24 protein-coding genes and 1 pseudogene are annotated in these 25759 nt (G+C 68.7%); 14 read left to right on the top strand and 11 right to left on the bottom strand.

Annotated features, from left to right (window positions below):
* From ACFWXQ_RS05775 to ACFWXQ_RS05765, 3 genes are all read left to right on the top strand, one after another.
* Positions 1 to 963 carry an oxidoreductase gene (locus tag ACFWXQ_RS05775; RefSeq protein WP_383955288.1) on the top strand — a complete coding sequence of 321 codons (963 nt, stop codon included), beginning with the start codon at positions 1 to 3 and terminating at the stop codon, positions 961 to 963.
* Between the two features lie 174 nt (positions 964 to 1137).
* A complete protein-coding gene (locus ACFWXQ_RS05770) occupies positions 1138 to 2007 on the top strand; it encodes an SDR family oxidoreductase (RefSeq protein ID WP_386267617.1) in 870 nt (289 codons plus the stop codon).
* Positions 2008 to 2152: 145 nt separating this feature from the next.
* Positions 2153 to 3169, top strand: a complete 1017-nt coding sequence (locus ACFWXQ_RS05765; protein ID WP_383957276.1) for a hypothetical protein — start codon at positions 2153 to 2155, stop codon at positions 3167 to 3169.
* A 49-nt stretch (positions 3170 to 3218) separates the two neighbouring features.
* On the opposite strand, the gene ACFWXQ_RS05760 is transcribed toward ACFWXQ_RS05765, so the two are convergent.
* Positions 3219 to 3515, bottom strand: a complete 297-nt coding sequence (locus ACFWXQ_RS05760) for a hypothetical protein (protein WP_383957278.1) — start codon at positions 3513 to 3515, stop codon at positions 3219 to 3221.
* Between the two features lie 334 nt (positions 3516 to 3849).
* On the opposite strand from ACFWXQ_RS05760, the gene ACFWXQ_RS05755 reads away from it, so the two are divergent.
* Together ACFWXQ_RS05755 and ACFWXQ_RS05750 are read left to right on the top strand one after the other, a co-directional pair.
* Positions 3850 to 4398, top strand: coding sequence for a SigE family RNA polymerase sigma factor (locus ACFWXQ_RS05755; protein WP_383957280.1), 549 nt, complete (start codon positions 3850 to 3852; stop codon positions 4396 to 4398).
* Positions 4391 to 5083 (top strand): hypothetical protein, encoded by a 693-nt coding sequence (locus tag ACFWXQ_RS05750; protein ID WP_386267614.1) that lies wholly within the window; start codon positions 4391 to 4393, stop codon positions 5081 to 5083. Before ACFWXQ_RS05755 ends, ACFWXQ_RS05750 begins: the two co-directional genes overlap by 8 nt.
* A gap of 44 nt (positions 5084 to 5127) precedes the next feature.
* Here ACFWXQ_RS05750 and ACFWXQ_RS05745 read toward each other — a convergent pair whose 3' ends face one another.
* The 3 genes from ACFWXQ_RS05745 to ACFWXQ_RS05735 form a co-directional block, all read right to left on the bottom strand.
* On the bottom strand, positions 5128 to 5973 hold the full coding sequence (locus tag ACFWXQ_RS05745; protein WP_383953277.1) for a MerR family transcriptional regulator: 846 nt from the start codon (positions 5971 to 5973) through the stop codon (positions 5128 to 5130).
* A 210-nt stretch (positions 5974 to 6183) separates the two neighbouring features.
* Positions 6184 to 6699: a hypothetical protein gene (locus ACFWXQ_RS05740; protein ID WP_383953279.1), complete on the bottom strand. Its 516-nt coding sequence runs from the start codon at positions 6697 to 6699 to the stop codon at positions 6184 to 6186.
* 45 nt (positions 6700 to 6744) lie between these two features.
* Positions 6745 to 6984 carry a hypothetical protein gene (locus tag ACFWXQ_RS05735; protein WP_383953281.1) on the bottom strand — a complete coding sequence of 80 codons (240 nt, stop codon included), beginning with the start codon at positions 6982 to 6984 and terminating at the stop codon, positions 6745 to 6747.
* 222 nt (positions 6985 to 7206) lie between these two features.
* Between ACFWXQ_RS05735 and ACFWXQ_RS05730 the strand changes: the two genes are divergently transcribed.
* On the top strand, positions 7207 to 9126 hold the full coding sequence (locus ACFWXQ_RS05730) for a hypothetical protein (protein ID WP_383953283.1): 1920 nt from the start codon (positions 7207 to 7209) through the stop codon (positions 9124 to 9126).
* A 954-nt stretch (positions 9127 to 10080) separates the two neighbouring features.
* Positions 10081 to 12558 carry a WD40 repeat domain-containing protein gene (locus ACFWXQ_RS05725; RefSeq protein ID WP_383953284.1) on the top strand — a complete coding sequence of 826 codons (2478 nt, stop codon included), beginning with the start codon at positions 10081 to 10083 and terminating at the stop codon, positions 12556 to 12558.
* Positions 12559 to 13000: 442 nt separating this feature from the next.
* On the opposite strand, the gene ACFWXQ_RS05720 is transcribed toward ACFWXQ_RS05725, so the two are convergent.
* On the bottom strand, positions 13001 to 13603 hold the full coding sequence (locus ACFWXQ_RS05720; RefSeq protein ID WP_383953286.1) for a DUF6000 family protein: 603 nt from the start codon (positions 13601 to 13603) through the stop codon (positions 13001 to 13003).
* 343 nt (positions 13604 to 13946) lie between these two features.
* On the opposite strand from ACFWXQ_RS05720, the gene ACFWXQ_RS05715 reads away from it, so the two are divergent.
* Both ACFWXQ_RS05715 and ACFWXQ_RS05710 read left to right on the top strand, forming a co-directional pair.
* On the top strand, positions 13947 to 14237 hold the full coding sequence (locus tag ACFWXQ_RS05715) for a hypothetical protein (RefSeq protein WP_383953288.1): 291 nt from the start codon (positions 13947 to 13949) through the stop codon (positions 14235 to 14237).
* Between the two features lie 33 nt (positions 14238 to 14270).
* Positions 14271 to 14537 carry a hypothetical protein gene (locus ACFWXQ_RS05710; RefSeq protein ID WP_383953290.1) on the top strand — a complete coding sequence of 89 codons (267 nt, stop codon included), beginning with the start codon at positions 14271 to 14273 and terminating at the stop codon, positions 14535 to 14537.
* A 249-nt stretch (positions 14538 to 14786) separates the two neighbouring features.
* On the opposite strand, the gene ACFWXQ_RS05705 is transcribed toward ACFWXQ_RS05710, so the two are convergent.
* Positions 14787 to 15008, bottom strand: coding sequence for a hypothetical protein (locus tag ACFWXQ_RS05705; protein WP_383953292.1), 222 nt, complete (start codon positions 15006 to 15008; stop codon positions 14787 to 14789).
* Positions 15009 to 15252: 244 nt separating this feature from the next.
* Entirely contained in the window at positions 15253 to 16764 is a 1512-nt protein-coding gene (locus ACFWXQ_RS05700; protein ID WP_383953294.1) for a PLP-dependent aminotransferase family protein, read from the bottom strand.
* A gap of 54 nt (positions 16765 to 16818) precedes the next feature.
* On the opposite strand from ACFWXQ_RS05700, the gene ACFWXQ_RS05695 reads away from it, so the two are divergent.
* The 4 genes from ACFWXQ_RS05695 (at position 16819) to ACFWXQ_RS05680 (ending at position 20509) form a co-directional block, all read left to right on the top strand.
* A complete protein-coding gene (locus tag ACFWXQ_RS05695; protein ID WP_383953296.1) occupies positions 16819 to 17412 on the top strand; it encodes a TIGR03086 family metal-binding protein in 594 nt (197 codons plus the stop codon).
* A 53-nt stretch (positions 17413 to 17465) separates the two neighbouring features.
* Positions 17466 to 17885, top strand: a complete 420-nt coding sequence (locus ACFWXQ_RS05690; RefSeq protein WP_383953298.1) for a hypothetical protein — start codon at positions 17466 to 17468, stop codon at positions 17883 to 17885.
* A 296-nt stretch (positions 17886 to 18181) separates the two neighbouring features.
* Entirely contained in the window at positions 18182 to 18982 is an 801-nt protein-coding gene (locus ACFWXQ_RS05685) for an SDR family NAD(P)-dependent oxidoreductase (protein ID WP_386267609.1), read from the top strand.
* A 333-nt stretch (positions 18983 to 19315) separates the two neighbouring features.
* A complete protein-coding gene (locus ACFWXQ_RS05680) occupies positions 19316 to 20509 on the top strand; it encodes an RNA-guided endonuclease InsQ/TnpB family protein (protein ID WP_383951116.1) in 1194 nt (397 codons plus the stop codon).
* Positions 20510 to 20537: 28 nt separating this feature from the next.
* Here the strand turns inward: ACFWXQ_RS05680 and ACFWXQ_RS05675 are convergent, their stop codons facing one another.
* Positions 20538 to 20888 carry an ester cyclase gene (locus tag ACFWXQ_RS05675; RefSeq protein WP_383951122.1) on the bottom strand — a complete coding sequence of 117 codons (351 nt, stop codon included), beginning with the start codon at positions 20886 to 20888 and terminating at the stop codon, positions 20538 to 20540.
* 204 nt (positions 20889 to 21092) lie between these two features.
* Between ACFWXQ_RS05675 and ACFWXQ_RS05670 the strand changes: the two genes are divergently transcribed.
* Positions 21093 to 21674, top strand: coding sequence for a TetR/AcrR family transcriptional regulator (locus ACFWXQ_RS05670; RefSeq protein WP_383951113.1), 582 nt, complete (start codon positions 21093 to 21095; stop codon positions 21672 to 21674).
* Between the two features lie 505 nt (positions 21675 to 22179).
* On the opposite strand, the pseudogene ACFWXQ_RS05665 reads toward ACFWXQ_RS05670, so the two are convergent.
* The 3 genes and pseudogenes from ACFWXQ_RS05665 to ACFWXQ_RS05655 all read right to left on the bottom strand — a co-directional run bounded on the left by ACFWXQ_RS05665 (position 22180) and on the right by ACFWXQ_RS05655 (position 25723).
* Positions 22180 to 23582 (bottom strand): annotated as a pseudogene (locus tag ACFWXQ_RS05665) (NF041680 family putative transposase).
* Between the two features lie 241 nt (positions 23583 to 23823).
* Positions 23824 to 24606, bottom strand: a complete 783-nt coding sequence (locus tag ACFWXQ_RS05660; RefSeq protein ID WP_383951111.1) for a phosphotransferase enzyme family protein — start codon at positions 24604 to 24606, stop codon at positions 23824 to 23826.
* Positions 24607 to 24814: 208 nt separating this feature from the next.
* On the bottom strand, positions 24815 to 25723 hold the full coding sequence (locus ACFWXQ_RS05655; RefSeq protein WP_383951109.1) for a LysR family transcriptional regulator: 909 nt from the start codon (positions 25721 to 25723) through the stop codon (positions 24815 to 24817).
* Between the last annotated feature and the right edge of the window lie 36 nt (positions 25724 to 25759).

Genomic DNA, 25759 nt, shown 5'->3' with positions numbered 1-25759 from the left:
ATGGCAAAGGAACAGCAGACTCCCATGGGCAGTGGTTTCGGCCCCGAGAGCACTGCGGCCGATGTACTCAAGGGGATTGACCTCACGGGTCGGTTCGCGGTCGTAACGGGCGGGTACTCCGGCATCGGTCTGGAGACCACGCGCGCTTTGGCCGGAGCCGGTGCCACCGTTGCGGTTCCCGCTCGTCGTCCGGACCTTGCCCTCGGGGAGCTGAAGGACCTTCCCCGAGTAGAAGTCGGTGAGATGGACCTGACCGACCTCAACAGCGTTGCCGCTTACGTCCGCAGCCTCGAATCCGGGGGTCGGCGCATCGACCTGGTCATCAACAGTGCGGGTGTGATGGCCTCGCCTCTCACCCGGGTCGGCCCCAAGGGCTGGGAGTTCCAGGTGGCCACGAACCACCTCGGACACTTTGCGCTCGTCAACCGGCTCTGGCCCATGCTGAGCAGTGACGCCCGCGTCGTTTCCGTATCCTCGCGGGGGCACTTCTACTCGCCGATGCGGTGGGACGACCCGTTCTTCGAGCACAGCGAGTACGACCGGTGGGCCGCCTACGGGCAGTCGAAGACCGCGAACTCCCTCTTCGCGGTCCACCTTGACCGCCTGGCGCGTGACGCCGGTATCCGCGCCTTCAGTCTGCACCCCGGCGTCATCGCTACACCCCTGGTCCGCTACCTGAGCCGAGACGATCTGATCGCCAGCGGTGGCATGGACGCCGAGGGCAACCTCACACCCAACTTCTTCAAGTCGCCTCAGGCCGGTGCCGCGACCCAGGTCTGGGCCGCCACCTCGCCGCTCCTGGAAGGCAAGGGCGGTCTGTACCTCAACGACGCCGAGATCGCCGCCGTCTTCGACCCCGGTACACAACAGGGTGACGTCCAGGAGTACGCGGTCGACCCGGACGAGGCCGCCCGACTGTGGGCCTGGTCGACGGAACTGACCGGCGTCAACGCCTTCAACTGACCAGCAGATCGCGTCAGTTCTTCGGCTGGTCGGGACGGTGGGTGATCTGCATCCGCCTACCGCTTCCTTCATCCCCCGGCAGCCATGTGCTCGCGGGGCCCTGGCATCTTCCGGCGGCCAGGGCCCGCCCGTCCGGACCCCGACGCGGCACCTACCGAATTCCAGGAGACAGACATGACGAACAAGACGTGGTTCATCACCGGCACGTCGTCAGGCTTCGGGCGGCAGCTCACCGAGCAGTTGCTCGCCCGCGGGGACAGCGTCGCGGCCACCGTCCGCAACGCGGCCGCCATGGACAGCCTGGCAGCCAAGTACGGCTCCCTGCTCTGGCACACCGAACTGGATGTCACCGACACCACCCGGATGCGTGAGGTGGTTAAGCAGGCGTTCGCGGATCTCGGACACATCGACGTCGTCGTGTCCAACGCCGGTTATGGACTGCTCGGCGCGGCGGAGGAGGTCTCCGACGACCAGATCGACCGTCAGATCGCAACGAACCTCACCGGGTCCATCCAGCTCGCCCGCGCCGTGATTCCTCACCTGCGCGCACAGGGCGGCGGCCGCATCATCCAGCTCTCCAGCATGGGCGGACAGATCGCGCTGCCAGCCCTGTCCCTCTACCACGCCACCAAGTGGGGCATCGAGGGCTTCTGGGAGTCCACTGCGGCTGACATCGCCCCCTTCGGTATCGGCGTCACCCTCGTCGAGCCGGGCGGCGCCCGTACCGAGTTCGCCGGCGGCAGCGCCGACCTGGCCAAGCCCATACCGGAGTACGCCGATCACGTACCCGGCCTGCTCCGCCGCATGCTCGCCGGAGACATACCCGCCCTCCCCAGCCCGGGCGACCCGGCCAAGATCGCCGCGGCCATCATCGCTTCCGCCGACCAGGACGAGGCACCCAAGCGCCTCACCCTCGGCTCCGACGCCTACGAACTCGTCACCGCCGGCCTCCGCGAGCGCCTTACATCCCTGGAAGCCGCCAAGGACCTCGCCTACTCCACCGACGCGGACGACTTCACCGAAGCGCGCACCAACGAGAACTGACACACCGCACAGCGTCGGCAGCCCCCAACGCCAGTCGCCAAGGCGGCCACCACACGCCGCTCCCGCATCTGCTACCGGACCGTTTGGGTGCCCAACAACCCATCACAACTCATCACAACCCAGAATCAGAACGGAGACCATCGCCATGTCCCAATCCCAATCCGCCACCTTCCGGCCCCAAGCCCTCATCCTGCTCTCCTCGGCACGCACGCTGCACCTGAGCGAACCCGTGGACCACCCCGGCCTCCCCACCGGATTCTTCCTCGTCGAGGTCGCCGCGGTCCTGGCACAGTTCGAGAAGGACTACGACTTCATCCTCGCCACGCCGGACGGCAAGCCGCCCCAGATCGACATGAACGGCCTGGGGCTCAACTTCATGGGCGGCAAGAACACTGGCACCGTGGCGGCCCGCACGACCATCCAGAACGCCCAAAAGGGATTCACTCCCGAGGGCCTGCGAAAGAAGAACCCGAAGCTCGTACAGCGCCGCAACGCCGAACTCGCCCTGTCCCGGCGCCACCTCGGACGCATTTCTGTCTCCGCCCCCTTGCCCAAGACGGACAAGGAGGCCATCTCCATCCGGGACGAGGTCGTCGCCAGCTTCGAGGCCCTGCCGGAGATGAAGTACTTCTCCATCCAGGAACTGATCGAGAAGCACCGCGACCCCAACACGCCGTTCTCCCTCCAGGACCTGGCCTTCGTGCACATGCCCGGCGGTCACGGTCCGATGGTCGACTTCCACGACAACCCGTGGATGGGCGAACTGCTCAACAGCCTGCGCGAGAACCGTGTCCCGATCTCCCTCATCTGCCATGGCCCCGTCGCGCTCACCTCGGCCAAGTACCGCATCACGGGGGACGGAGAGGTCATCACCAACACCGAGCACGCCCTCAAGGGCGCCAAGATCACCACGTTTGCGCAAATTGCCGAACGGATTGTGCTCGCCTCGCAGTACCCCAAGGTTCCCGGGAAGCGCACCCGGCTTCCCTACTTCGTCGATGTGGCACTCAAGGACGCCGGATACAACGTCAAGCTCACCCCCAACCCCTCAGGGGTAAAAGTGGTCTGGGACGAAAAGCACGGCCTGCTGACCGGCAACGGCCCCCAGGCCATCGACGTGCAGGCCGCCCGCCTCGCCAAGATCGTGCAAAGCAGGTCCTGAGCCCCGGAGTACGAGAGGCGCTCCGAGCACCGAATTCCGAGACGAAGCGCTATTCGCACTGGGCCAACGGTACGGAAATGACGCCCTCGAACTGCGAATGGAGCGCGTGGTCGGACGCAGCGGTCGGCGAGATCGCGGTGGGCTCCCGCGACGAGGTGGAGCGTGCGGTGGACGCGGAGTCTGCCGCCCCCGCGGCGGGCCGGGACCGCAGGCCGGCCGAGCGGGCCGGGTTCTGGCCGAGATCGCCATGCGCCTGCGGGCAGATGCGGACCGACTGGGCGCGCTGGAGGCCGGCGGGGCCGTGGTCGAGGCGGTCGATGTGGGGCGGCTGGGGGCCTTCGAACATCGTGATCGCGCGGGCGACGGATTCGCCGACGTTCCAGTTCGAACCCGGAGGTCTCCGCGACGCCGAGCGTGGCGGCCACCGTATCGACCAGCAGTGGCGGACGTTTCCGCAATGCCGGTGGGCACGTTCAGGCAGCTCATGGCCTCGGCTGGTCTCCCCGTCCGGCCGAGGCTTTCACGTGCATGCGTTCGCCCATTGGTCGTCGGATGCAGGGAGACGGCGTAGCCGCGGAAGTCCCCCGTAACATCTCCCGTCCCCCAAGCGTGTTCATGTCGAAGGCCTGCGAGCGAGCGGGAAGTTCGGGGGCACCACCGATCCAAGGGGACCGGGAACGATGATGAGACAGCCGGACGATACGGAGTCGTTCCTCGACGACTCCGACGGCTTCGACGCGTTCTACACCAGCACGGCCAAACGGCTGGTCGCCACGGTCTATGCGATGACCGGCGATCTGACGGAGGCGGAGGACGCGGTGCAGGAGGCGTATGTACGTGCCTGGCAGCGCTGGCCGCGGCTGGTCCGTGACGGGGACCCGCTGCCGTGGGTGCGCACGGTCGCGATGCGTCTTGCGATCAGTACCTGGCGTCGGACGCGCGGGCGGCTGCGGGCGCAGTTCCGGCACGGCCCGCCGTCGGAGGTGCCCGAACTCTCGGCGGACCGGGTGGCGTTGGTGGCGGCCTTGCGTGAACTCGGCCCGGACCAGCGGCAGGCGGTGATTCTGCACCACTTGCTGGACCTCCCGGTGGAACAGGTTGCCCGAGAGATCGGCGCGTCCAGCGGGACGGTCCGCACTCGGCTCAGCCGGGCACGCAAGATCCTCGGAGAGCAACTCGCCGAGGCCGATTCCGCTGTCACCGCCAAGGGGGTTGCCGTTCATGACTGACGTCGAGGAACTGCTGGACGGGACGGTGCTGCGGCTGCCGTCGGCGGCGGCGGTACGCGCACGGGGGACCCGGCGCCGCACCCGGCGCCGGGCGACCGCGGCGGTCGCGGCCGTGGTGGCGGTCGCGCTGGGCGCGGCGCTGGCCGTGCTGCCGGGAGACAAGACGCGGGCGGCCCGCCCGCCGAGCATGCCCACGGTCTCGCCGACCGCGGAGCAGGCGTACGACTTCCAGTACGACAACCCGTACAACAAGAACGGGAAGGTCAGGCTCTGGGGCCTCAACCGATTCGCCACACCCGTTGAGGCCGGGTGGGAGGCGGACCGCAAGCCCATGGATGCGCCGCTGCCGTCGCTGGCCTTCGACCTGCCCTGCACGTACGCACGCGCCGACGGACGGTTCCAGAAGCGCTGGACTGCCTCGTTCCACGCCGACAACGGGGCGGTGGTCCGCCATCGCTACATGGAATACGACACAAAGGCCCACGCGGGTCGGCAACTTGTGACCTTCCGCGCCCAACTCGCGGTGTGCGATGTACGACCGAGTTTCTGGCTTCCCGGCAAGGCTGGATACCAGGGCGTCGACAAGAAGGGGCGGTACTTCGACCTCACCATCGAGTACGGCGAACGCTGGATCTCGGTGATCGAACGGTCGAACTGGCTGACGTGGGAGAAGCCCAATTCGTGAACGCCCCCGGCCAATCCGGGTCCTCACGTACGGCCCACCAGCTGTCAGCTGCCTGCGGAGAGGTCCCCGTAAAGGAGCCGTGTCGTGAGTTCGAAGCACCGCGTCCGGGCCGCGGAGAAGCCATAAGGCATTTTGGTGATCGCTTCGAAGGCGCTCATGTGGGTGTCCTCCTCGTCGCCCGTCAGGTCGGCGTCGTAGATCTCGAAGAGCTTCTCCTCGACCTCGTCCAGTCCGGCCGCGTCCATGGCCTGTTCCAGGGCCTTGTGGTGGGCGCAGTGCTGCGCGGCGAGTTCTTCGACCTGCGGGTCGTGGGGGTCGACGGTGTCATCGAGGGCGGCGTCGGCCGCGTCGAGGCGGTCTGCCTCGGCCCGTAGGCCGGGATGGGTGGCCAGGGTGATGAACACGCTGGCCTGGATCGCGGCTCCCAGCGGCCCGAAGATCCGTTCCGTGACCAGCAGGGTGTCCAGGTCGGAGGGGCGCAGTGCGCCAGGAGGCAGGTGACTGAGCCGGTCCGTGACCAACGGGGAGAGCAGGCCCAGTGGGCTGCCCACGGCCCGCAGGCGCTGGACTGCCGCGCGCTGACGCTTGATGTCGGCCTCCTGGGCGGCCAGGGTCTCTTCCAGCCGGCCCAGGACGTCCTCGACGTCCCGGGCTTCGTCGAAGGCGGCCCGCATGTCGTCCAGGCTGATGCCGGCCTCGGACATCTTGCGGATCCACAGCAGGCGGATCATGTCGTCGTAGCCGTAGCGGCGGCGTCCGTCTCCGCCTCGCTCGGGCTCCGGCAGCAGACCGATCTGGTGGTAGTGACGAATGGCGCGCGGGGTGGTTCCGGCGAAGGCGGCGGCATCGCCGATCTTGACCTCGCGGGGAGGCATGGCGGAGGGGTACATCGCAGACAGTGCCTTTCGTGCTGTGGTGCCCTCGACGACATCACATGCCGCTACGGCATGTGCAACTACACACCACCCGGACCCTGACGGGCTATCGGGCGCTCACACGACCTCCGTCGCCTCCGGAATGCCTATGTCAGAGGCTCTCGCGAACAGTCCCGTAGTGGACGTCGTGGGCCGTGGAAGGGCGTTCCGGCCGTGCCGTGTCCGTCAGGGGTGGTCGTGACGGCCCGCGAGGGATCCGCCTATCCAGAAGGGCAGTTCCTTCTGATTTTTGCTCAGTGACAGTCGTATGGCGTTGACCAACTGCACCTGTGCCTGGGCGGGTGCACGATTGGCTTGGTCGAACTCCTCCGCGCTCAACGGATTGCGCGACGGATCGCGTGCCGGGTCACGCGCCACCTGGTCCAGGAACGTGCCGATGGCTTTGCCGAAGTTGTCGATCTCCGTCGCGACGGCGGCGGGGGCGACCAGGCTGGCACGGGTCAGGGCTGCACTCCACTCGCTCCAGTCGTAGTCCCATCCCTGTCGGCCGGCGTGGGCGCGGCTGATGGTCATCGTGAACTTGGCGTAGTGGCTGATCAGTTCCTGGTAGGCGATCAGTTGCTTGTCCCGCAGCCACTGACGGTCCTGGGCCCGGTGCGTGACAATGCCCCCGACCAGGACCCCGATCGTGACGGACAGCGCCCCGGCGGCCGTTGTCACCAGTGTGTCCAGCAGTGCCACCCGAGGCCCCGCATCCCCTGTCGCTCGAACGTCAGCGGCTCGAACCTACTGGTGTCCAACCTCCGGTGACAATGCCCAACCTGCACATAGGCCCGCCGTGAGGGCCTCGTCGATCCAGGTGGGCAGGAGGACGCCGGTCTGTTGGGTGAGCATGTCACCGAAGTCACGGAGGAGTTGGTGCGCGGTGGCCAGTTCAGGGAAGGTGTCCAAGACCGCTTTGAGCTGCTGGTGTTCGCCCTCGGTGAGCGAGGCCGGCCGGCGGGTGAGCCGGCCAGGGAGCGTCACGTACGGGCGGGTACAGCCCAGCGCACCCCGGCTCAGACACGGGGATCGAACACGCCCGTCACTCCGACCGTGACAGCTTCCTGTGATCGCTGTCAGAGCCCAATTCGGGCCCCCGGGCTGGGCGCGACGACATCGCAGCCAATGACCTGTACGGGGGTGAGGGCCGGTTGCGCCTTGGCTGACGGCCTTGTTCCGCCGCGAGTCGGCGGGGATCATGATCGCGTGCAACGCCGAGAGAAACTCCACGAACTGCTCGCGTGCGCCGGACTCACGGTCGTCGAGGACATGAGCCCGGGCAGCCTGTTCCCGCCGGAGGCCGGCTGGCGGATCGCGCGGGGGATCGCGGCGCCGGACGGCGCGGTCCGGCAAGCGCTCGACGCCGCGTGGTGGCGCCGCCTCGCAGATGCGGACGGCGAGTTCCTGGTTGCCGTTCTCGGACATCGGATCGGCGGCAACGACTCCTGGTGGACCCGGGTCCGTCACTACGGCGGCGGTGTGCCGGGGCTGACCGGCGACCCCGGGTTCGTGGCGCTCTCCCTCGACGGGCAGGTGCTGCTGGCGGAGGTGCCCGGCGCGGACGGGCCTCGGGTGACGGCCCTCGACCGACTGCCGGAGCGGCTGGAGGAGGCCGCCGCGGCCGCCGGGCGCGAGACGGAGGCCGAGCGCGCCGAGGTGTGGGCGGCGGTGCCCGGCCGGCCGGCATGGCCTTTGCACTGGGCGGAGGGGATCGGGTCCAATCCGGCCGCGCCGGACGAGCTGCTGATCCGGCTGCTGGATGTGGAGGCGGGCTTCCTGCACGGCTGCGACCGGCCCGCCGTACTCGACGCCGCCGTGGCGCATCCCGATCCGCGGGTGCGCTCTTGGCCGGCGGACACCTTCCGGCCCAAGCTCACGTCCGATCAGTGGGTGCGCATGGTCCGCGCCGAACCGTCGCCGAGCCGGCGCGTGCTCTGGGCCGAGCATGCCTGCGCCTGGGGCGTCGAACTCCCCGGGGACCTGTACGACGACCTCCTCGCCGGTCCGTCCCGCGCTCAGGCCGCCGAACTCCCGGGGCTCCCCGCACACCACCTCCCCAGCCTCGCCGCGGACGCCGATCCCAGGGTGCGGGCGACTGCCTGCGCCCGGTGGGATGACCTCGCCGCGCCGCTGCGGGCGCGACTGCTGGCCGACACCGACGACGCGGTGCGAACGGCGGCGCTGCTCGCCCATCACAACGGCGTCCCCATGCCTCGCGACGTCTTTGCCGCGCTGCCCGCGCCCCGGCGCGCGCTCGAACAGTGCCGTCTCTCGCCCGAGCTGGAGGCGGAGCTGGTCCGGGACGGGGACGCGGAGGTACGACGAGCGCTGGCCGCCAACCCGCGGCTCAGTGCACACAACGTCGCCGTCCTGGCGGAGGACCAAAACGACGACATCCGCTCGGCGGTGGCACTGCGGCCCGACCTCAACGAGGAGCAGCGTGCCGCGGTGCACTACGACTTCGACCCGACGTCGATGTCACGCACCGTGCCCTGGGTCAAGGGCCTGCACGGTGACGCCGACGCGATGCGCCGCCTCTCCGTATCGTCCCATCCCCTCATCCGCCGAAGCGTGGCCCGTGCCCGGCATCTTTCACCGGACGTCGTTGAGCGTCTGGCGCGGGACGAGGACCGGACGGTCCGCTTGTTCCTCGCCGAATCGTGCGATGACGCGCCGGCCGAGATGCTGCTGGAGGTCTGGCGCTGGTGGGACGGCAGTTTCAGCCACCCCGACCGCCCCCGCAGCCACCCCAACTTCCCCCGTACGGGCCTGCTGCGCTACGCCGGCGACCCCGCAGGGCGGATGCGCCGCCTGGCCCTCGACGCCCCGGAGTCCACGACTGCCGACGTCGCACGTCTCGCCCGGGACCCCGAAGCCGAGGTGCGCCGCCGCGCGGCCGAGGACCCCCGGCTGTCACCGGCCGACGCGGTGCGGCTGCTGAACGACCCAGCGGCCCACGTCCGCGGGACCGCGATGCGCAATCTGCGGCTGCCGGCCCGCGTCCTGGCCGGACTGCTGCACGACCGCGACGCGGCATGCGCGGCGGTCACCAATCCGGCGATCCCGGTCCCCGTCCTGCACCGCATCCTGGACGCGGCCGCGGCAGCCGTGGCAGCCCGGCGCTGAACACCGCCACCCCGCCGAGCGGCCGTGGCGGTCTGACCCCGAACTCCGGCACACCCCCGCCCGTGCGGCGCGAGTTGGCCCCACTGGTGCAGCAGAAGCTTTCCCTGGCAACGGCAGAGACCGGGCCATGCTGGCACGGGGGCGCTTCGAGTCGTCATGCCAGAACCCGTTTGACGACGCCGTAGCCACGTCGCGCCTTGACGGCCGCCAGTAGGGGAGGTGGCCGAGAGCCTGACGACCCCAGAGTCGTAGCGATTCGGCGAACTCGTCGCTGTTCTACGCCAACTCTGACCAGAGTGCCTCGGATCGATGCGGCGGCGTCTTCCGTGTGCTGCTTCGGGACGATAGCGAGGAGACCAGCCAGATGCATACCGACTGCTTCGTGGTCTGGGAGAGCTCCTGGGCGTACGCGGCCGGTGTTCTCGCGCTGCTCCCGGCCCGGGCGTAGCGCACTCGGGTTGGGACGAAGTCGCGCCATCCCGCGGCGACTTCGCCCGCAGATCGCGCGCGTTGGGGGGTGGGTGTGGCACCGTGGATTCAGGTCGGGCCCGTCACTCCCCCCGTGGTGTCGGGCCCGGCCCATTGCGTGAGTTGTGCGGCTCCGCCGCCGAATGGGCCTCGCCACATGGCGCGGACAGGAGTAGCGGGCCCGGCGTCGAGATCTGCGTCGATTGCGTGTTGGCGGCGGTCGCAGCACTCGGTGCTGCAAGGCACCGAGCGACCTCCAGGTACCTGAGCCTGGGGGGACTCCGTTCCTGGCGATGCCGTGCGGCCGGCTGTCCGGCGTAGATCTCTGGCTCGACGGCCAGGAAATGCGCGACCGCGCAGATCTGAACGCCAACGCGGGCGCGCTCTCGACACCATGCCGATCGGCCCGCATTCCGAGGGCCGTTGTCAGTGCGGTCCCATAGCTGCTGAGGGTCGTTGTCAGTGTGGCCCCATACCTTTGGGGTCATGACGGAAAGATCTGATCACGGGTCCCGGGAAGCGACTTCTTCGCATGAGGCGGCCTCGTGGCGGGCGGAGTGGACGTGCGGTTCCGCGTCCGACCCACGGCTGCTCCGCTCCTTGGACGGTCACGACGCCCCCGTGGTCGCAGTGGCGACGGCGGTCGTCGAGGGGCGTTCGGTTGTCGTCTCGGCGAGCCGTGATGCGACGGTGTGTGTCTGGGATCTGGCGACGGGGGAGCGGCTGCATACGCTGACGGCAGCTCCTCCCGACCTCATGTCGTCGTTGTCGCCCGAGTTGGTGGCCCTGGCCACGGTGGTGGTCGACGGGCAACCCCTGGTCCTCACATGCCACATCGACGGGACCGGGAGGTTGTGGGATCCGGCGACGGGGCGTTCTGCGGGCGAACTGGCCCTGGGGCTGGCGCAGTTGGTCCTGGACGGGCGGCACGTGGTGCTGGCCGTCCAGGCGGACCGGACGCTGGGCGTGTGGGACCAGGCAACCGGCAGTCGGCTCGGCGTGTTCCCCTGGATGGTGGACATCGGGGTGCTGGATGGACGCGATGTCGTTGTGACCTGCCATCCGGACCACCAAGTGCAGGTGTGGGACCTGGCCACCGGCCGCGAGGTCGGCGAGTGCCTGCCGGCCGAGGGACCGTGGACACTCGAAGGGCGGGACATCGCCGTAACCAAGGAGGAGGGTCGGGCGGGCCGCGTGTGGGATCTGGACCGCCACGTGCTTCTGGCAGCCAACCTGCGGGAGTTGCTGGCGGATGCCGACTACGAACGCGCAGTGTCAGCCCTGGCGTCCATGGACACCGTGTCGACCCTGACGGTCGTGGACGGCCGGGTCGTGGTCCTCGACACCCACTACGAGGATCCACCGGAGCTCGTCGGTGACCTCGTCCGCGTCTTCATCCCCTACGGCCCGTCCCCGACACTGACCCTCGAAGGGCGCGGTGTAGCGCTCGCCGTGGGCGTGGACCACACACTGCGCTTGTGGGACCTGCCGACGAGCCCCATGGACTCCACGGGTCCTGACGGTACGCGGAGCATGCGCAGCATCCCTTTGGAAGCAACCGCGGGCAAGGAGCTGATCAAGGGCGGTCCAGGAGACCTCGTCGACGTGGCGAGCCTGCTCTCCGCCCGGACGAACGGCCTGGTCGTCACCAAGTCCGGCTGGGAAACCCAGGTGAGGGACGCTTCCCGGAGCCTGGTGCTGGGGGACACGCCCGTCTCCCTCGTGCCCGGTCCGGACGGCACCGTCACGGCATTGCACACGCTCGACCCGTCGGCCTCGGGCAGGGTGCTGACCGGTCACACCGATCGGGTGTGGGCCATCGACAGTGTCCCGGTCGGGACGCGCACCCTGGCGGTCACGACATCCCGCGACCTCACTGTGCGGGTCTGGAATCTCGCCACCGGCGAACAGGAGGGTGAGCCGCTCACCGGGCACACCGGCCAGGTGTGGGGCGTCGCCACCACCGTGATGGACGGACGGGGTGTCGCCGTCACCGCAGGGGAGGACCACACGGTGCGCACCTGGGACATCACCGCTGCCCGAGGGAACGGCGGCCGGTTGCGTGCCGGACACACCGGATCCGTCCTGGCCCTCGCCACAGCGGACTTCGACGGTGTCCCCATAGTCGTCACCGCAGGCGCCGACCACACCGTGCGCACCTGGGACCTGACCACCGGCTCGCAGACCTGCGACCCCCTGAGCGCAGAGGTGTCCGCCATGGCGACGGCGGTGGTGGGCGGGGACTCGGTCGTCGTTACGGCCACGCCCGACGCCACCCTGCACATTCTCGAGCTCGCCACCGGCCGAGCCGTCCACGATCCGTTCCCAAGCGGCCACGGCAGAGTCCTGGCCATGGCCTCGGCGACCCTGGACGGCCTGCCCGTCGCCCTCACGGCAGGCAGCGATCGGGTCGTGGGCGTCTGGGACCTCACCACCGGACGGCCCCTGGTCGCACCTCTCACCGGCCACTCCAGCCGTATCACCGCCGTCGCCACCGCGGTCCTCGACGGACGGCCCGTGGCAGTGACGGGCAGCTGGGACAAGACGGTGCGACTGTGGGACCTCGCCACCGGCCGACAGCTCGGCGAACCCCTGACCGGCCACACCGATTGGGTGACCGCCGTGGCCACCGCCACCCTGGGCGGAACTCCCATTGCGATCAGCAAGGGCCGGGACCGCACGATACGCGTCTGGAACCTGTCCACAGGGCAGGAGATCCGCGACGCCCAGGCCGCCGAGTCAGGCTCCGGCAGCACGCTGGCGGTCACGGCGATGGCTGACGGGCGGCTCGTCGCGGCCTTCGGCGATGACTGCACCGTGCGATTCCGTGATCTCACCGCAGGGTGCCGGGCCGGTACCGACCACCTGCTCCCGTTCCCCGTGCACTCACTCGCGGCGGCACCGGGCGGGCGCTTCGCGGTCGGCTTCGGTGACGAGGTTGGGGTGCTGTCAGGGGCATCCTGACAAGCCATGGGGCCCTGTCGGGGTAGCGACGGTCTTCGCCGAGCAGCGGGTGTCGCCTCCACGCGGTCCGTCGGCATGACGGACATAGGGGACGCGGGGGAGCGGCACTGCCCGTCAGGAACTGCGCGAACAGCGAGACGCAGCACACTCGCAGCCGGCCGCCATGCAGAGACCGCCACGCAGGCACTCCGCAACGTCAACCAGCGGCTGATGGTCGAGAACAGCCGGTTGATCGCCGCAGATACTCCAGAACCAACCCGGACAGCCGCAACCGCCCGCAAGCCGCCCAGCCCTTGAGAAGCCTGCCGCCGACCGACCTCTGACCGACGCCCCCGGCCGCTCTTGCCTGTCACTGTCACCCCCCGGTGGCAACCGGGTGACGCGACGACCGCCGCGGCGCTTGCGGGGCGTGTCGCGGGTACTCACTGACAGAGCCAAAGGGTCAGATGCTGGCGCATTCGTCGATGACGGCGCAGGCGAGGCGAATGCCGCCCAGGTAGGTGGATATGTCGTCATCGCCGTGCATGTGGGGCGCGCCCTGGAACCATTGCGGCCACAGGCCACCCTCCTGAAGGAAGGGGCTGGCCCGGCCGCCGTGCAGGACGGAGTCGGTGTACGAGAGGGCACCCATGGCTGTGGGCTGGTCGTAGGCGAGGTCGGGCCGGCGCAGATAGCGATCCAGGTAAGCGGCGAGCAGGTCGGCGTCCCGTACGGTGCCGAAACTCGCCAGCGCCACGCAGTAGGCCCCGCCCGCGCAGCAGACCTCGCTCTCCAGCAGCAGTGCTCCCAGATGCTCGCGGAAGTGGTCACGGCGCGAGATGGCGGCGAGCCATGCCGCGGTCCGCCGCTCGCGCCAGCTGCCTTCGAAGAGAATGGTGAGGTCGGCGTCGGAGACAGCACTCGCATCAGCGGCCAGGGCATGAACGAACGGCTCGTACTCCTCGCGCGACATACGAAGTACCGCTCCGCCGAGCTTCAGGTAGCGGCGCGCGGGGGCGCAATAGCGGCGGAACAGCGCCTGTATCTCAGGGTCGTGGCGGATCACCACGGCATCCTCTCGCAACCAACACGCAGCTGAGGGCACGGGACGGAATACGCTTCGGTGATCCCGGGACGGGCGGGACGCCACCTGGGACCCGAGTCGGGTGAGCGGGGTTTCGACAGCACGCAGCGCTACGGCTCCACAGAAGCTGTCCTACCGTTCTAACTCGGGCTTACGCCGGTCATTCGTAGGATCGGAGGGGCCTGGGAGTCCGGGGTATGGCTGAGAAGCTGTCGCCGTTCGATGGCTCTTGACACTTGGCCGCCCCGAGCTCCGTGACGGTCTGAACTGCTGATTGGGATACGCGACTTGATCGCTCTGTAGGACAACGCCGGTGAGACCGTCCGTGGCACTTGAACACGACGAGCTGGCAGGGGTGGTCATGGTCGAGATCTGGGCCGCATGGCGGGCCGCCCACGACCCCGTTGCGGGAGTGTCCCGACGGATGCAACTCGCCGCCTACGCCGTGCCGTTCACCGTCCTACCTGCCAGCATCTGGCGGCTGCGGGCCGCATTCGACGAGGGGAACGGGCTCGGTGGGCGGGCGTACGTCGTCTTCCTGTCGGTCCTTTCCGAAGTCCTCGCATTCACGGCGATCGGCTTGATCGCCCGCTGGGGTGAGGTGTTCCCGCGCTAGATCCCGTTCCTTCGCGGCCGCCGGGTCCCGACGATGGCGGCGGTCGTCCCGGCCGCCATCGGGGCAGCTGTCCTCATACTCGTGTTCACCCTCCTGTTCAGTGTCTCCGAGATCAGGGGCACCACGATCCAAGGCGACGACCCAAGAGCCGGCTCCCCGACCCTGGCCATCGGCTGGGAGTCTGCCTGGTACCGCTTCTGCTACGCACCGCTGAGCCTGTGGGGGCCGTTGTTGGCCGTGCTGACCGTCGCGTACTGGAAGCGCCGTCGCACGGCTGAGAACACGCCTGCGGCGGCGTGAGCGTCGAAGACGATCAGTCTGCCGACACTCGCCCTGTGCTCAAGGACCCACAGGTGACCAGCGGTGTGTCGGTCTCCCGGCTGGGCAGCACGGTTCGAACAGCGACGACGGCCGGTTCTCCACGAACTCCCCGAAGACGTATTCACCGTCTCCGTCGCTATGGCACCGTGGCGGAAATGCAGCCGCACAGGGAAGGGCCTGTACTGCATCCGTGTGCGGAACGGGCCTCCGGCCCCACGGTGGTGACGATCATCTCCAGGAGTGCTCGCCCACCAGCAACACGTGCTCCAGCACGTCCTCCATGGGGTCGTCCACCTGGCCCACGTTGATCAATCCGATCCGGGGGCCGTTGTGCGAGGCCGTGTTGGTCTCGTCGGCATACGCGACCCCCGTCGGCAGCGTGCACACCGCTGCCAGGACCAGCACCCGGGCCAGCCCACGCGCCATCGCCCTCGCCGGCTCGTTCGTCATCGCACGACACCTCATTCGTCGGTTCAGCTTCTGATCGGACTCTGCGTCCACCGGTTCATCTGCCGAAACCATGAGAAGGTCACGCCGAGCAACCCGTACGTGACCCTCGTAGTCCCAAGGTCGACGTGCTCGGACGTGGTCCAGCCCCGGCCCATGGGTCACGGAAGCGAGACGGACTCATGTCCAGAAGATCTTCGTGGTGCTGCGGAATTGGACGAGTCGTGTACGTCGCTTCCTGCCGCGTTCAGTGATCCTTGGGCGCGCCGAGTACGCGGTGCAGGCCCGGCTCGATGTCAGGGGCGCTGATCGAGCCGTAGCCGAAGACGAAGCCTGGGCGCGCGGAGCGGTTCGCGGCGACCTCCGCCAGGGTGTAGACCGCCACGCCGGATGCCCGGGCCCGGCCGGCTCGGTCCGCGAGGGCCTCGGGGTCGGCGAGGTGGCCTCGGGTGAGTGCGGTCACGTGCAGGCCGGCGGCGGACGGCACCAGCTCGGCCAGGTCCGCGAAGTGGTCGGTGAGCACGCGGGTGATGGCTTGGTGCCGGGTCGCGTAGATGTGCTGCATCCGGCGGATGTGCCGGGCGAGCAACCCGTCGTCGACGAAGCGGGCGAGCGCTGCCTGCGTGGGGACCGCTGTGTGCCAGTCGGCGGTGTACTTGGCGGTGCGCAGGGCCGTGCGCAGCGGGGCGGGCGCCACCAGGAAGCCGACGCGCAGGGAGGGAAGCATCACCTTGGAGAACGACCCCACGTAGATGACGTGTCCGTCCTGGTCCAGACTCTGCAGCGTCTCGACCGGCCGCCCGCCGAACCGGAATTCGCTGTCGTAGTCGTCCTCGATCACAGCCGCGCCGTGCCGCCGCGCCCACCGCAGCAACGCCGTTCTGCGCCGCAGGGACATCGGCATGCCGAGCGGGAACTGGTGGGCGGGGGTGACGTACACGGCGCGGGTGTCTGGCGGGATGGCGTCCACCAGCAGGCCCTCCGCGTCCACCGGTATGCCCGTGACTTCGGCACCCTGTGCCAGGAACGCCAGCCGGGCCGGTGGATAGCCGGGCTCTTCGACGGCCACCCGGTCGCCCGGTTCGAGGAGCACCCGCCCGATGAGGTCCAGGGCCTGCTGCGTGCTGGTGGTCACCAGCATGTCGTCCGGGCCGGTCCGCACGCCTCGGGAGAGTCCGATGTGCCGGGCGAGTGCGGCCCGCAGTCCGGCGTGGCCGGCCGGGTCGCCGTATCCGACCGCCCCGGCCGCCGAGAGGCGCAGTTCCCTGGCGATCAGGGGACGCCAGGCGTCGTACGGGAAGAGCCGGGCGTCCGGCAGGCCGACCCGGAAGTCGTGGTCCGCCGTGGTCGGTCCCGTGGTTTCCGGGGCTGCCCATGGGGACAGGCGCGCCCACAGGGCGCGGGGGCGCAGTCCCGGGCCGGCGGTGTCGGTGGCGGGCGCGGCCTCGGGCGTGGACAGGCCCGTCGTACGCACAAAGGTCCCGGCGCCGACTTTGCTGTCCGCGTAGCCCTCGGCGACGAGCCGTTCATAGGCGACGCCGACGGTGTTGCGGGCCACCGAGAGGCGGCGGGCCAACACCCGGGTCGGGGGCAGCGGATCGCCGGGGCGTAACAGCCCGCCGTGGATCGCGGTGCGCAACTGACGGTAGATCTGGCCGGACAGGTCCCGCTGCCCGTCAAGCCTGACGTGCACGTCCATCTCGGCCTTCCGCTTCCGGCTCGGCAGTTGCCGGCGCCATCCGGCAATTGGCTCAATCATTCGGCAGCTTATTGGCCCTGGAGCTGAACCGCTGTGTGATTTTACGCTCGGGCCATGGACATACGACGACTGGACCGCCAGGCGCTGTTGCTGACCGGGGAAGTGGTCTCCCGGGTGAAGACCGACCACTTGACATTGGCGACGCCGTGCGCGGACTGGACCCTGTACGGTCTGCTCCGCCATCTGGTCAGCCAGAACGAGGGGTTCGCCGCCTCCGCCCGCGGCGCGGGTGAACCGTGGGCCGTATGGCGCGACGGCGACCTCGGCGATGACCCGGCCGGAGCGTATGAAGCGTCGGTGGGCGACGTCACCGCGGCGTTCGCGGAAGACGAAGTGCTGGAGCGGCGGTTCGCGCTGCCGGAGGTGGGTGAGGGCTTCGCTGTCCCCGGACGGACAGCGATCGGCTTCCACCTGCTCGACTACGTGGTGCACGCCTGGGACGTCGCGGTGACGATCGGCGCCCCGTGGGAGCCCGCCGCCGAACTGACCACGGCCGCGCTGCGCGTCGCCACCCTGGTCCCGGACGAGGGCCGTGGGGCCGGTGCCGCGTTCCGCCGACGGATCACCGTCCCCGACGACGCCCCGCAGGGCGACCGGTTGCTCGCCCTGCTCGGCCGTGACCCGTCCTGGTCACCGAAGCCATGCTGAGGAGCCGCTGGTGCCAGGGCCCGGCCGGGGACTCCCTTGGCGACCGCGCCGCGGTGAATGGCGTCGACAGCGGCATGCGCGGCCGCCGGAGCGGCCCACTGATCGTCAGCGTCACTGACTTCACCAGCGACGCATACCGCGACTTGCCCGGCATCGCGTGTCGCGGCTTCGCGCTGCGGCGCCGCTGGCCGCATCTCGACGGAGCGGTCGGCATGTGGCTGTGGGCCATGCCCTCGGCCCGGCGCTGCGGATCGGTCTCGGTGTGGACCGGGCGGCGGGCCCTGTCGGGGTTCGTACGCCTGCCGGAGCATGTTGCGATCATGGGCGAGTACCGCGAGCGAGGCACGATCAGGTCGGTGATCCGGGAGTGCCAGAGCTTCGACGTGGCGCGGATCCGGCGGGACGCAGAGGCGTGGCTGATGTCGGACGATCGTTGCCTTGCCGCGCGGGGGACGCCACGGCAGAGCGGATGACAACACCTGCTCAGCTCAAGGGCCAAGACCGTGAGACAAGACGCCGTGGCCTGCGAATGAGACATGCCGAGAACTCACAGGTCGTCACTACGGAATGGGATATTCCAATTGAGGGCCTACGCCTCTCGCGGGCGGCGCGGCCCAGATCGCCGACGTGGCAACTTATGTACCGGTCGGAATACAAGTCGCGGGGTCGAGGTTCTCCTCGGTGACAGCCACCGCGACCAGAGCGCGGGAGGGCGTCGCACGTCACCAGCACCCAGCACCGCCCGATCCGGGGCGACAGAAAGGGCATCATGTCTGACACCGACCTGCGCGACATCGAAGCGCACGACGCCCGTGAGTCCGACCGCATCGCCGTTGTCACCGGCGCCAGCCGTGGCATCGGGGCGGCCATCGCCGGCCGTCTCGGCGCCGACGGGTACACCGTCGCAGTTCACTACCGCCAGGACTCGGCCGCCGCGGCCGTCGTCGTAGAGAAGATCACCGCGGCCGGCGGTACGGCGTTCTCCTTCGCCGCCGACCTGGCCGCACCCGACACCGGCACCGCGTTCTGGACGGCCTACGACGCGGCTGCGGGCCCGCTGCGCGACGCGCCCGTGCGGGTGCTGGTGAACAACGCCGGGATCGCCCTGCACGGCACCATCGAGGAGTTCGGCGCCGAGGACTTCATCCGCCAGCAGCAGATCAACGCCACCGCGCCGTTCCTGATCATCAAGGCCGCTCTGCCGCGCCTGGCCGACGGCGGACGCATCGTGAACATCTCGTCAGGCACTTCCCGCGTCGCCCTCCCCGATCTCATCGGCTACACCATGACAAAGGGAGCCATCGACGCCCTCACGCTGCCCCTCGCCCAGCACCTCGGCCCCCGCGGCATCACTGTCAACACCGTCGTCCCCGCCACCACCGACACCGACATGAACGCGTCCTGGTTGCGCGGCAACTCCGAACTCATCGCCACCATCGCCGCACAGAACGCCCTCGGCCGCATCGGCGAACCCGCCGACGTCGCCGACGTGGTCGCCCTTCTCGCCTCCCACGACGCCCGGTGGATCACGGGCCAACTCATCGACGCCACCGGTGGCTTCCGCCTGTAGGTGGTATCCCTCCGGGGGGCACGGGAGACATCCGAGTCGCGACGTGGTCGACACGCAACGAGAGCCCGGCCGGTGGCCGGGCTCTCGGCGGTGCGGTGGCTTCAGCTGCAGGCGAGGGTCGCTTCCGTACGTCAGATGCCTAGTTGCCCTTGTACGGCCTGGGCGTCGATCAGGTAGGTCATCGGTTCCTCCGTGGATACTCCGCCCTTCAGGGCGGAGGGGAATCGGGCTCCTGCGGAGTAGGGCAAGGAGCTGGGATTCGCCGCCAGGGCGGATCGCAGTGCCCTCATCAGCAGGTTTTGCCCTTACTCGTGAACCCGCTAGTTTGCGAGAGTGACCGTGAACCACGTGAAGCGGGCGTTCAAGTACCGCTTCTATCCGAGTGATACGCAGGCGGCTGAGTTGTCGCGCACCTTCGGATGCGTTCGCAAGGTCTACAACCTGGCGCTCGCCGCCCGTACGGAGGCGTGGACGCGTCAGGAACGGGTCAACTACAACCAGACCTCGGCCATGCTGACGGTGTGGAAGAAGACCGAAGAACTGGCCTACCTCTCCGAGGTCTCCTCGGTTCCGCTACAGCAGACGCTGCGGCACTTGCAGACGGCGTTCACCAACTTCTTCGGCAAGCGGGCCAGATACCCGCACTTCAAGTCCAGGCGGAAGTCCCGGAGGTCGGCGGAGTACACCACGTCCGGTTTCCGGTTCCGCGACGGGAAGCTGACACTGGCGAAGATGTCTGAACCGCTGGACATCGTGTGGTCCCGGCCCCTGCCCGGGGAAGCGAAGCCCTCGATGGTGACGGTGTCGCAGGCCGCTGGGGGCCGCTGGTTCGTCTCGATGCTGTGTAACGACCAGTCCGTCAAGCCCCTCGGGGCCAGCGGCAACGCGGTCGGTATCGATGTGGGCCTGGACCAACTGCTGACCCTGTCCACCGGGGAGAAGGTCACCAACCCGCGCCACGAGCGCAAGGACCGCGTTCGCCTGGCGAAGGCTCAGCGGAACCTCGCGAAGAAGACCAGGGGTTCGGCGAACCGGAAAAGGGCCCGACTCGAGGTCGCCAGGATCCATGCCCGGATCGCCGACCGCAGGCGGGACGGCCTGCACAAAATGACCACCCGGCTCGTGCGTGAAAACCAAACGCTCGTGATCGAGGACCTGACCGTGCGCACCATGGTCAAGAACCGGACCCTGGCCCGTGCGATCAGCGATGCCGCCTGGTCGGAGTTCCGGAGGATGCTGGAGTACAAAGCCGACTGGTACGGGCGCGAGGTGATCGCCGTGGACCGGTGGTTCCCCTCGTCCAAGCTGTGCTCCGCCTGCGGGACCTTGCAGGACAGGATGCCGCTGAACGTCCGCACCTGGACGTGCGCCTGCGGCACGACCCACGACCGGGACGTGAACGCAGCGAAGAACCTGCTGGTCGCCGGACGGGCGGTTGCAGCCTGTGGAGCTGGTGTAAGACCTCAACGGAGTACTCCGGGCGGGCAGTCGGCGATGAAACAGGAAGTCTCACGGCGCGAGCCGTAAGAATCTCCCCCCTTCAGGGGGGAGAGCGTCAACTCGTAGAAGCGTCCGTCACGTCACGCACCTTGTGGAAGGAGTACTCCGCGTACTCGATCGTTTCGCCGGTCGGAGCGACGCGGAACCACTCCTTCGCGGGGGTGCCCTTGTTGAACAGACGGGCTGCGACGCGGTCATCGTCGATGGCTACGTCCCGTACCCGCCAGGTGAAGTCCGGCACCGCGGCGCCGTGCCCCTTCAGCTCCGCGATGACGTCGTCCCGCGTGACCGGACGGCCGTTCTTGGCGAGCTCGTCATGAATGAATTCGGCCATGCGATCGAACTCATGGGCGTTGACCGCCTCGATGTAACGCTCGAAGGCTTCGCGTACTTCCTTCTCGGACAGGCTGACCTCTGTGCCGCCCCGAACCGCGAGGCGTGTACTCGGACGATGGTTGACCTGCGACGACGCCCTTCCGTGAAGTCGCCGTGGTGACTGCCGTCGTGGGTAGGAACCGAGAGTGCAAGACTTCTAATCCGATCGGTCTAGAAGTCGTGGATCACCGCTCGGGAGTACGCTGCACACATGGCTGGTTCGCGGAGTGCCGTCATGGGTCGGCCTCGAGAATTCGATATCGACGAGGCGCTCGAGCGCGCCATGCAGGTGTTCTGGGAACGGGGATACGAGGGGGTCAGCCTCACCGATCTGACCAAGGCCATGGGCATCACGAAGCCAAGCCTGTACGCGGCCTTCGGCAACAAAGAGGAGCTGTTCCGCAAAGCTCTGGAGCGCTACACCGAGGGTCCGGCCAACTACGGGACGCGCGCCCTGGAGGAGCCGACGGCGCGAGGCGTGGCCGAGGCACTTCTCCGCGGAGCGGTTCGGACCACGACGCGTCCAGGTGGCCCTGCGGGATGCCTGGTCGTGCAGGGCGCGCTGGCGTCGAGCGATGCGGGTCGGCCCGCGCACGACATGCTGGTCGAGTGGCGGAACGATTCGGGTCTACGCCTTGAGGAACGCTTCCAGCGGGCCGTCGACGAGGGGGATCTTCCGCGCGACGCCGACCCTCGACAACTCGCCCGATACGTCATGACGGTGACGTTCGGCATCGCCGTCCAGGCCGCCGGCGGCCTCGGCCGCGAAGAACTCCAGGACATCGCCGACATGGCACTGGAGCGCTGGCTGCCGTAGCGGACGCGCACAGGGTGTTCTGGCCAGTACTGCATAGCCAGGTCGGAATGACCTGGAGGCGCGGGCGGCGCTTGAAGCAGACCTGCCGTCCCAGGGCAGACCCGCGACCTCCTCTTCCACTGAGAACGCGTCCACTCCCGCGTCGGCGGCCGTGGACGGCGACAGCACTCGAATGGCGGATGGGCCGGGCGACCCAGGTCGCCCGGCCCATCCGGTGAGGGAAGACGTGCCGAACTCCTGCACCACGGCGTGGAGTTGCTCGTGGCAGTTGAACCGTTCGGCCGAATTCCACTGCCAGCGCTCAGACATCGGCCGACACGCCAAGGCCGTGTACATCCAAGCCTATGACGACGTCAGCACCTGAACCCGTTCGACCTTGTGGCGGCTCCTCACTGCGCGGGCTCCGGGCCCCGGACTCTGACGGACAGTCTGCTGAATCGGCAGTTCGCCGCTCCGACTACCGGTGAAAGAGAGGCACTCGTGCGCGGCGGGATCAGCTTGTTCTTTATGGTCTGAGTCGGTTTCGTTCGGTGATGCTCTCGGGTCGTTTCACGGTCTTGCCCACGTCGTAGCGGGTGGCGGGCCGCCAGTTCTTCGAGCCAGGTGGCCTTCCCGGGCCGGGTGTTGAGGGTTTCGGCGCACGGGCGGGGCAGGACAGGTGCGGCCGGAGGTTCCGAAACCCCCGGCGGACGCGGGCCGGGGTGAGCCGGCCGGGCTCGGCAGGCTTCTCCCACGGGGCTGGCTCAGGTCGGCGGCCGCGTCGCGCAGAAGGCGGATCTGGGTGTGCGCGGCGGTGATCAGCCAGGTCCAGCGCTTGCCGGCTTCGGTGGTGCGCAGCTTCGGACGGGTCCACCCGAGGGTCTGTTTCATCAGCCTGAAGAGATGCTCGATGGCGAACCTTCGCAGGAATGTCTGCCAGCGTACGTCGGCGTCCTCGCTGTTCAGGCCGGTGGCGGACGACCAGAGCCAGGGCGGGAGCGGGTCGCCTCCGCCGGGCAGGTGGTCGACCTGGAGGCGGATCAGTGTGCCTTCGATGACGGGGAGTTCGCCGGTGTGGTCGATCCATGCGGAGCGGGTGGTCGGGCGGGGGTGGAGGCGGTCCCAGGCCATCGCGTGGGCGGTGCCGTACCGGTCGGTGACCTGCACGGTTGCCGCGTCTGGCTCGCTCCCGGTCTCCGGCCTGGCGAAGCGGAACTCCTTGCCGTGCTTCGGCGGTCGCCCGTCCTGGGGATCGGCCCAGGGCGTACTCCTTGAGCGAGGGCGTCGGCCCTCGCATGACGCGGTCGGAGCGCATCGGTCCCAGGTACCTCGACCGGGAGGCAGGTCAGGATGTGGGCCATGCGCTGGCGTCGTAGCCGGCGTCGAAGACGATGAGGATGTCGCGGTCGCCCAAGTGCCAGCGGCCCATCTCGATCAGGTCCTCGACCACCCGGCGGAGCTGGGCGGCAGTGACCTCGACGACGTCGTCCTCGAGTCCAAGACGCACGGCGTCCGGAGCTGGCACCAGGATGTGCGGCCCGATTCGAGGGCGGCGACGAAGAAGTACGGCCAGCGCGGGATGAACTGGCCCGAGGAGCGTCCGCTGCGGCCGTAGACGTAACAGAACAGGCGGTCCGCGCTGGTCGGCGCGTCGGGACGGAGCCAGTTGCTGACGCCGGCCGCCAGGACCAGGCGGCCGTCGACAGCCCGCGGCATCGGCGGACCGGCCAGCACCTGCCGCAGCCGGGGCACGTCCACACTCCCGCAGTTCAACGCCTCATACACAGCGCCGTGCCCGCGCCGGCGCTCGGCCACCAGCGTCAGGTCCACCTGCGAGGTCACCGGACCATCCGCGCACAACAACGCGTCGACGAGCTCGAACAGTTCGTCCCCACGCGCGGTCAGACAGTCGAATAAGTCCTCCCGCAAGCGTCACGCTTGCGCGAATGCCTCCCCGGGACCGGTGTCAGGCAGCAGACTCACCCTCACGGCCTTCGTGTCGATCGGTGCACCTTGGTCGGAGCACATGATCAGGCGAGGGCCGCTTCTATGTCCTGCGAATGCCCCGGTGAGTGATCCAGTTCGAGATGTCGTTCGATGCCAGGAGCCAGGAGCCAGGAGCCAGGAGCCAGGAGCCAGGAGCCAGGAGCTAGGCACGGGCGCTGATGCCTCAGCTAGCGAGCAGGGCCTGCATCCACTGGTCTTCGCGTTGCTCAATGTATTCGGCGTCGTTTCGCCAAGCGTCGCCGTGGCCTTCAGCCCACAGCCTTGCCCAGGGCTGGGCTCCTTGGGCTGCCTGGTCGCGCAGGAAGTCGTGCATGGAACGCGTACGGCGCCCCAGTAGAGGCACCAACCGACGGCGTTCGGACTCAGCCAGACCGTAGGCGTCGGCGAAGACTCGCAGTCGGTCCGCCGCGTCCGGGCTCTGCCAGTCCGGATGCGCGGACAGCGGGATGAACCCGTGAATGGCGTATGCGACATCCCACAGGCGCGAGCCGGGACCTGCAGTGTCCCAGTCGATGAAGGCCCACCGCGCCTCGTCTGCGACCACGAGGTTCCAGGGGGCCAGGTCGTTATGAGCGATGATGTCACTGCCCTCAGCGGGGATCAGCGTCTGCCACCGCGCATCGGAGGGCGCCGTGAAGTCCTGCACGGCGTCGTGGAAGTCCCGGATCAGCCGTGCCACGCGAGCCAGTTGTCGAGCGGGTTCCATCAGGGAGAACCGGTCGGGCCAGACCACATCTCCCGGCATGAAGGTCAGGATCTCACGCCCCTGATCGTCAATGCCGAGCGGACGAGGCGCCGCGCCGAATCCCACCTCGTGCAGGTGGGCAAGCAGGGCATGCACAGCGGGAGTCCATGGTCCGGTCGGACGGCGAACGGTGTCCCCGACGCGAACAACACCATCACTGACGTTGCCACCGGACAAAGGCTGTTCATCATCGTGCCGCATCGAACCAGTGTGTCGGATCAGGTCGTCATGATCACCCCATTAAGGGGGAGCGTCAGAGTAGGGATGGAGGTTAAAGAACAAGATCAGTGCTGTTTCTGAACCCCGTATCGGCAGGTCAAAAGGCTGAGCGGCGGGAACAAGGGAGGCAACGTGAATGGCTTCGAGGCCCGAGGCCGTTCCATGTTGGTGCACCGTGGAAAGTGAACGCTCAAACAGTTGAGGGCTGACAGAGGAGGTCTGTACCGCACCAGTTCTGCTGGTGGAGATGGTCGAGCATGGCCGTCTCTGCCGAACCCGGGTTGGGCCGCACGCCGACGAGCACGGGCTCGGTCAGGGAGGGCAGTAGCGGGCAGGCCAGTTCTTCGAAGCCTTCGGGGATGGCCGAGGCCGGGACCACAGTGACGCCCAAGCCCTGAGCCACGAGCCGCACCGCAGTGGAGATCTGTGATGCTCGGGCCACCGTGTGCGGGCTGAGGCCCGCGTTGGCGAGCAGGCGGGCGAGGTAGTCGTCGAGCAGGCTGGCGCGCCGGAACCGGATCCATCCCTCTGACGCCAGGTCTTCCAGGCGCAGGGCGGCGCCGTCCGAGAGAAGCGGGTGCTCCTTCGGCAGGACGGCGACGTAGGCTTCCTCGCCCAGAGGGTGAGTGTCGAAGGTGCACCCGGCGGGGATGCGGTGCACGAGGATCATGTCGAGGGTTCCCTGGCGGACCAGCCGTTCCATGTCCGCGGGATCGGGCTCCTCGTAGAGAGTCACCTGCAGCTTCGGGTGTCGATTGCGCAGCTGCCCCAATACCTGGGGCAGCTGGCGTGCCCCCAGGCCCATGTGGACAGCCATGATGAGTTCGCCGGCCAGTTCCCCGTCGGCGGCGCGTGCGGCCGTGATGGCACGCCGGGATGCGGTCGTCGCGATCTCCGCCTCCGCGAGGAAAGCCCGCCCTGCCACCGTCACCGTCACGCCGCTCGGGGTGCGGGTGAACAGCCGCACCCCGAGGTGCTTCTCCAAGGTGGCGATCTGCTGCGACAGAGAGGGCTGAGTGACCCCCAGACGTTCTGCTGCCGCCGTCATGGAGCCCTCCTCGGCGACGGCCAGGGCGTATTCGTACTGGCGCAGGTTCATTCGAAATCCAACCCTCGACATGACATAGACGATGTC

This window comes from Streptomyces sp. NPDC058697, assembly GCF_042715345.1.
GTDB lineage: Bacteria > Actinomycetota > Actinomycetes > Streptomycetales > Streptomycetaceae > Streptomyces > Streptomyces liliifuscus.
Note: the sequence above shows the minus strand (reverse complement) of the source record. Positions and strands in the feature narration are given on the sequence as shown.

Excerpts from the sequence above, each read along its gene's own strand:
- ACFWXQ_RS05775 (WP_383955288.1), top strand. The coding sequence starts at position 1 with ATGGCAAAGGAACAGCAGACTCCCATGGGCAGTGGTTTCGGCCCCGAG.
- ACFWXQ_RS05770 (WP_386267617.1), top strand. The coding sequence starts at position 1,138 with ATGACGAACAAGACGTGGTTCATCACCGGCACGTCGTCAGGCTTCGGG.
- ACFWXQ_RS05765 (WP_383957276.1), top strand. The coding sequence starts at position 2,153 with ATGTCCCAATCCCAATCCGCCACCTTCCGGCCCCAAGCCCTCATCCTG.
- ACFWXQ_RS05760 (WP_383957278.1), bottom strand. The coding sequence starts at position 3,515 with ATGTTCGAAGGCCCCCAGCCGCCCCACATCGACCGCCTCGACCACGGC.
- ACFWXQ_RS05755 (WP_383957280.1), top strand. The coding sequence starts at position 3,850 with ATGATGAGACAGCCGGACGATACGGAGTCGTTCCTCGACGACTCCGAC.
- ACFWXQ_RS05750 (WP_386267614.1), top strand. The coding sequence starts at position 4,391 with ATGACTGACGTCGAGGAACTGCTGGACGGGACGGTGCTGCGGCTGCCG.
- ACFWXQ_RS05745 (WP_383953277.1), bottom strand. The coding sequence starts at position 5,973 with ATGTACCCCTCCGCCATGCCTCCCCGCGAGGTCAAGATCGGCGATGCC.
- ACFWXQ_RS05725 (WP_383953284.1), top strand. The coding sequence starts at position 10,081 with ATGACGGAAAGATCTGATCACGGGTCCCGGGAAGCGACTTCTTCGCAT.
- ACFWXQ_RS05710 (WP_383953290.1), top strand. The coding sequence starts at position 14,271 with ATGGCGGCGGTCGTCCCGGCCGCCATCGGGGCAGCTGTCCTCATACTC.
- ACFWXQ_RS05705 (WP_383953292.1), bottom strand. The coding sequence starts at position 15,008 with ATGACGAACGAGCCGGCGAGGGCGATGGCGCGTGGGCTGGCCCGGGTG.
- ACFWXQ_RS05700 (WP_383953294.1), bottom strand. The coding sequence starts at position 16,764 with ATGATTGAGCCAATTGCCGGATGGCGCCGGCAACTGCCGAGCCGGAAG.
- ACFWXQ_RS05695 (WP_383953296.1), top strand. The coding sequence starts at position 16,819 with ATGGACATACGACGACTGGACCGCCAGGCGCTGTTGCTGACCGGGGAA.
- ACFWXQ_RS05685 (WP_386267609.1), top strand. The coding sequence starts at position 18,182 with ATGTCTGACACCGACCTGCGCGACATCGAAGCGCACGACGCCCGTGAG.
- ACFWXQ_RS05670 (WP_383951113.1), top strand. The coding sequence starts at position 21,093 with ATGGGTCGGCCTCGAGAATTCGATATCGACGAGGCGCTCGAGCGCGCC.
- ACFWXQ_RS05660 (WP_383951111.1), bottom strand. The coding sequence starts at position 24,606 with ATGCGGCACGATGATGAACAGCCTTTGTCCGGTGGCAACGTCAGTGAT.
- ACFWXQ_RS05655 (WP_383951109.1), bottom strand. The coding sequence starts at position 25,723 with ATGAACCTGCGCCAGTACGAATACGCCCTGGCCGTCGCCGAGGAGGGC.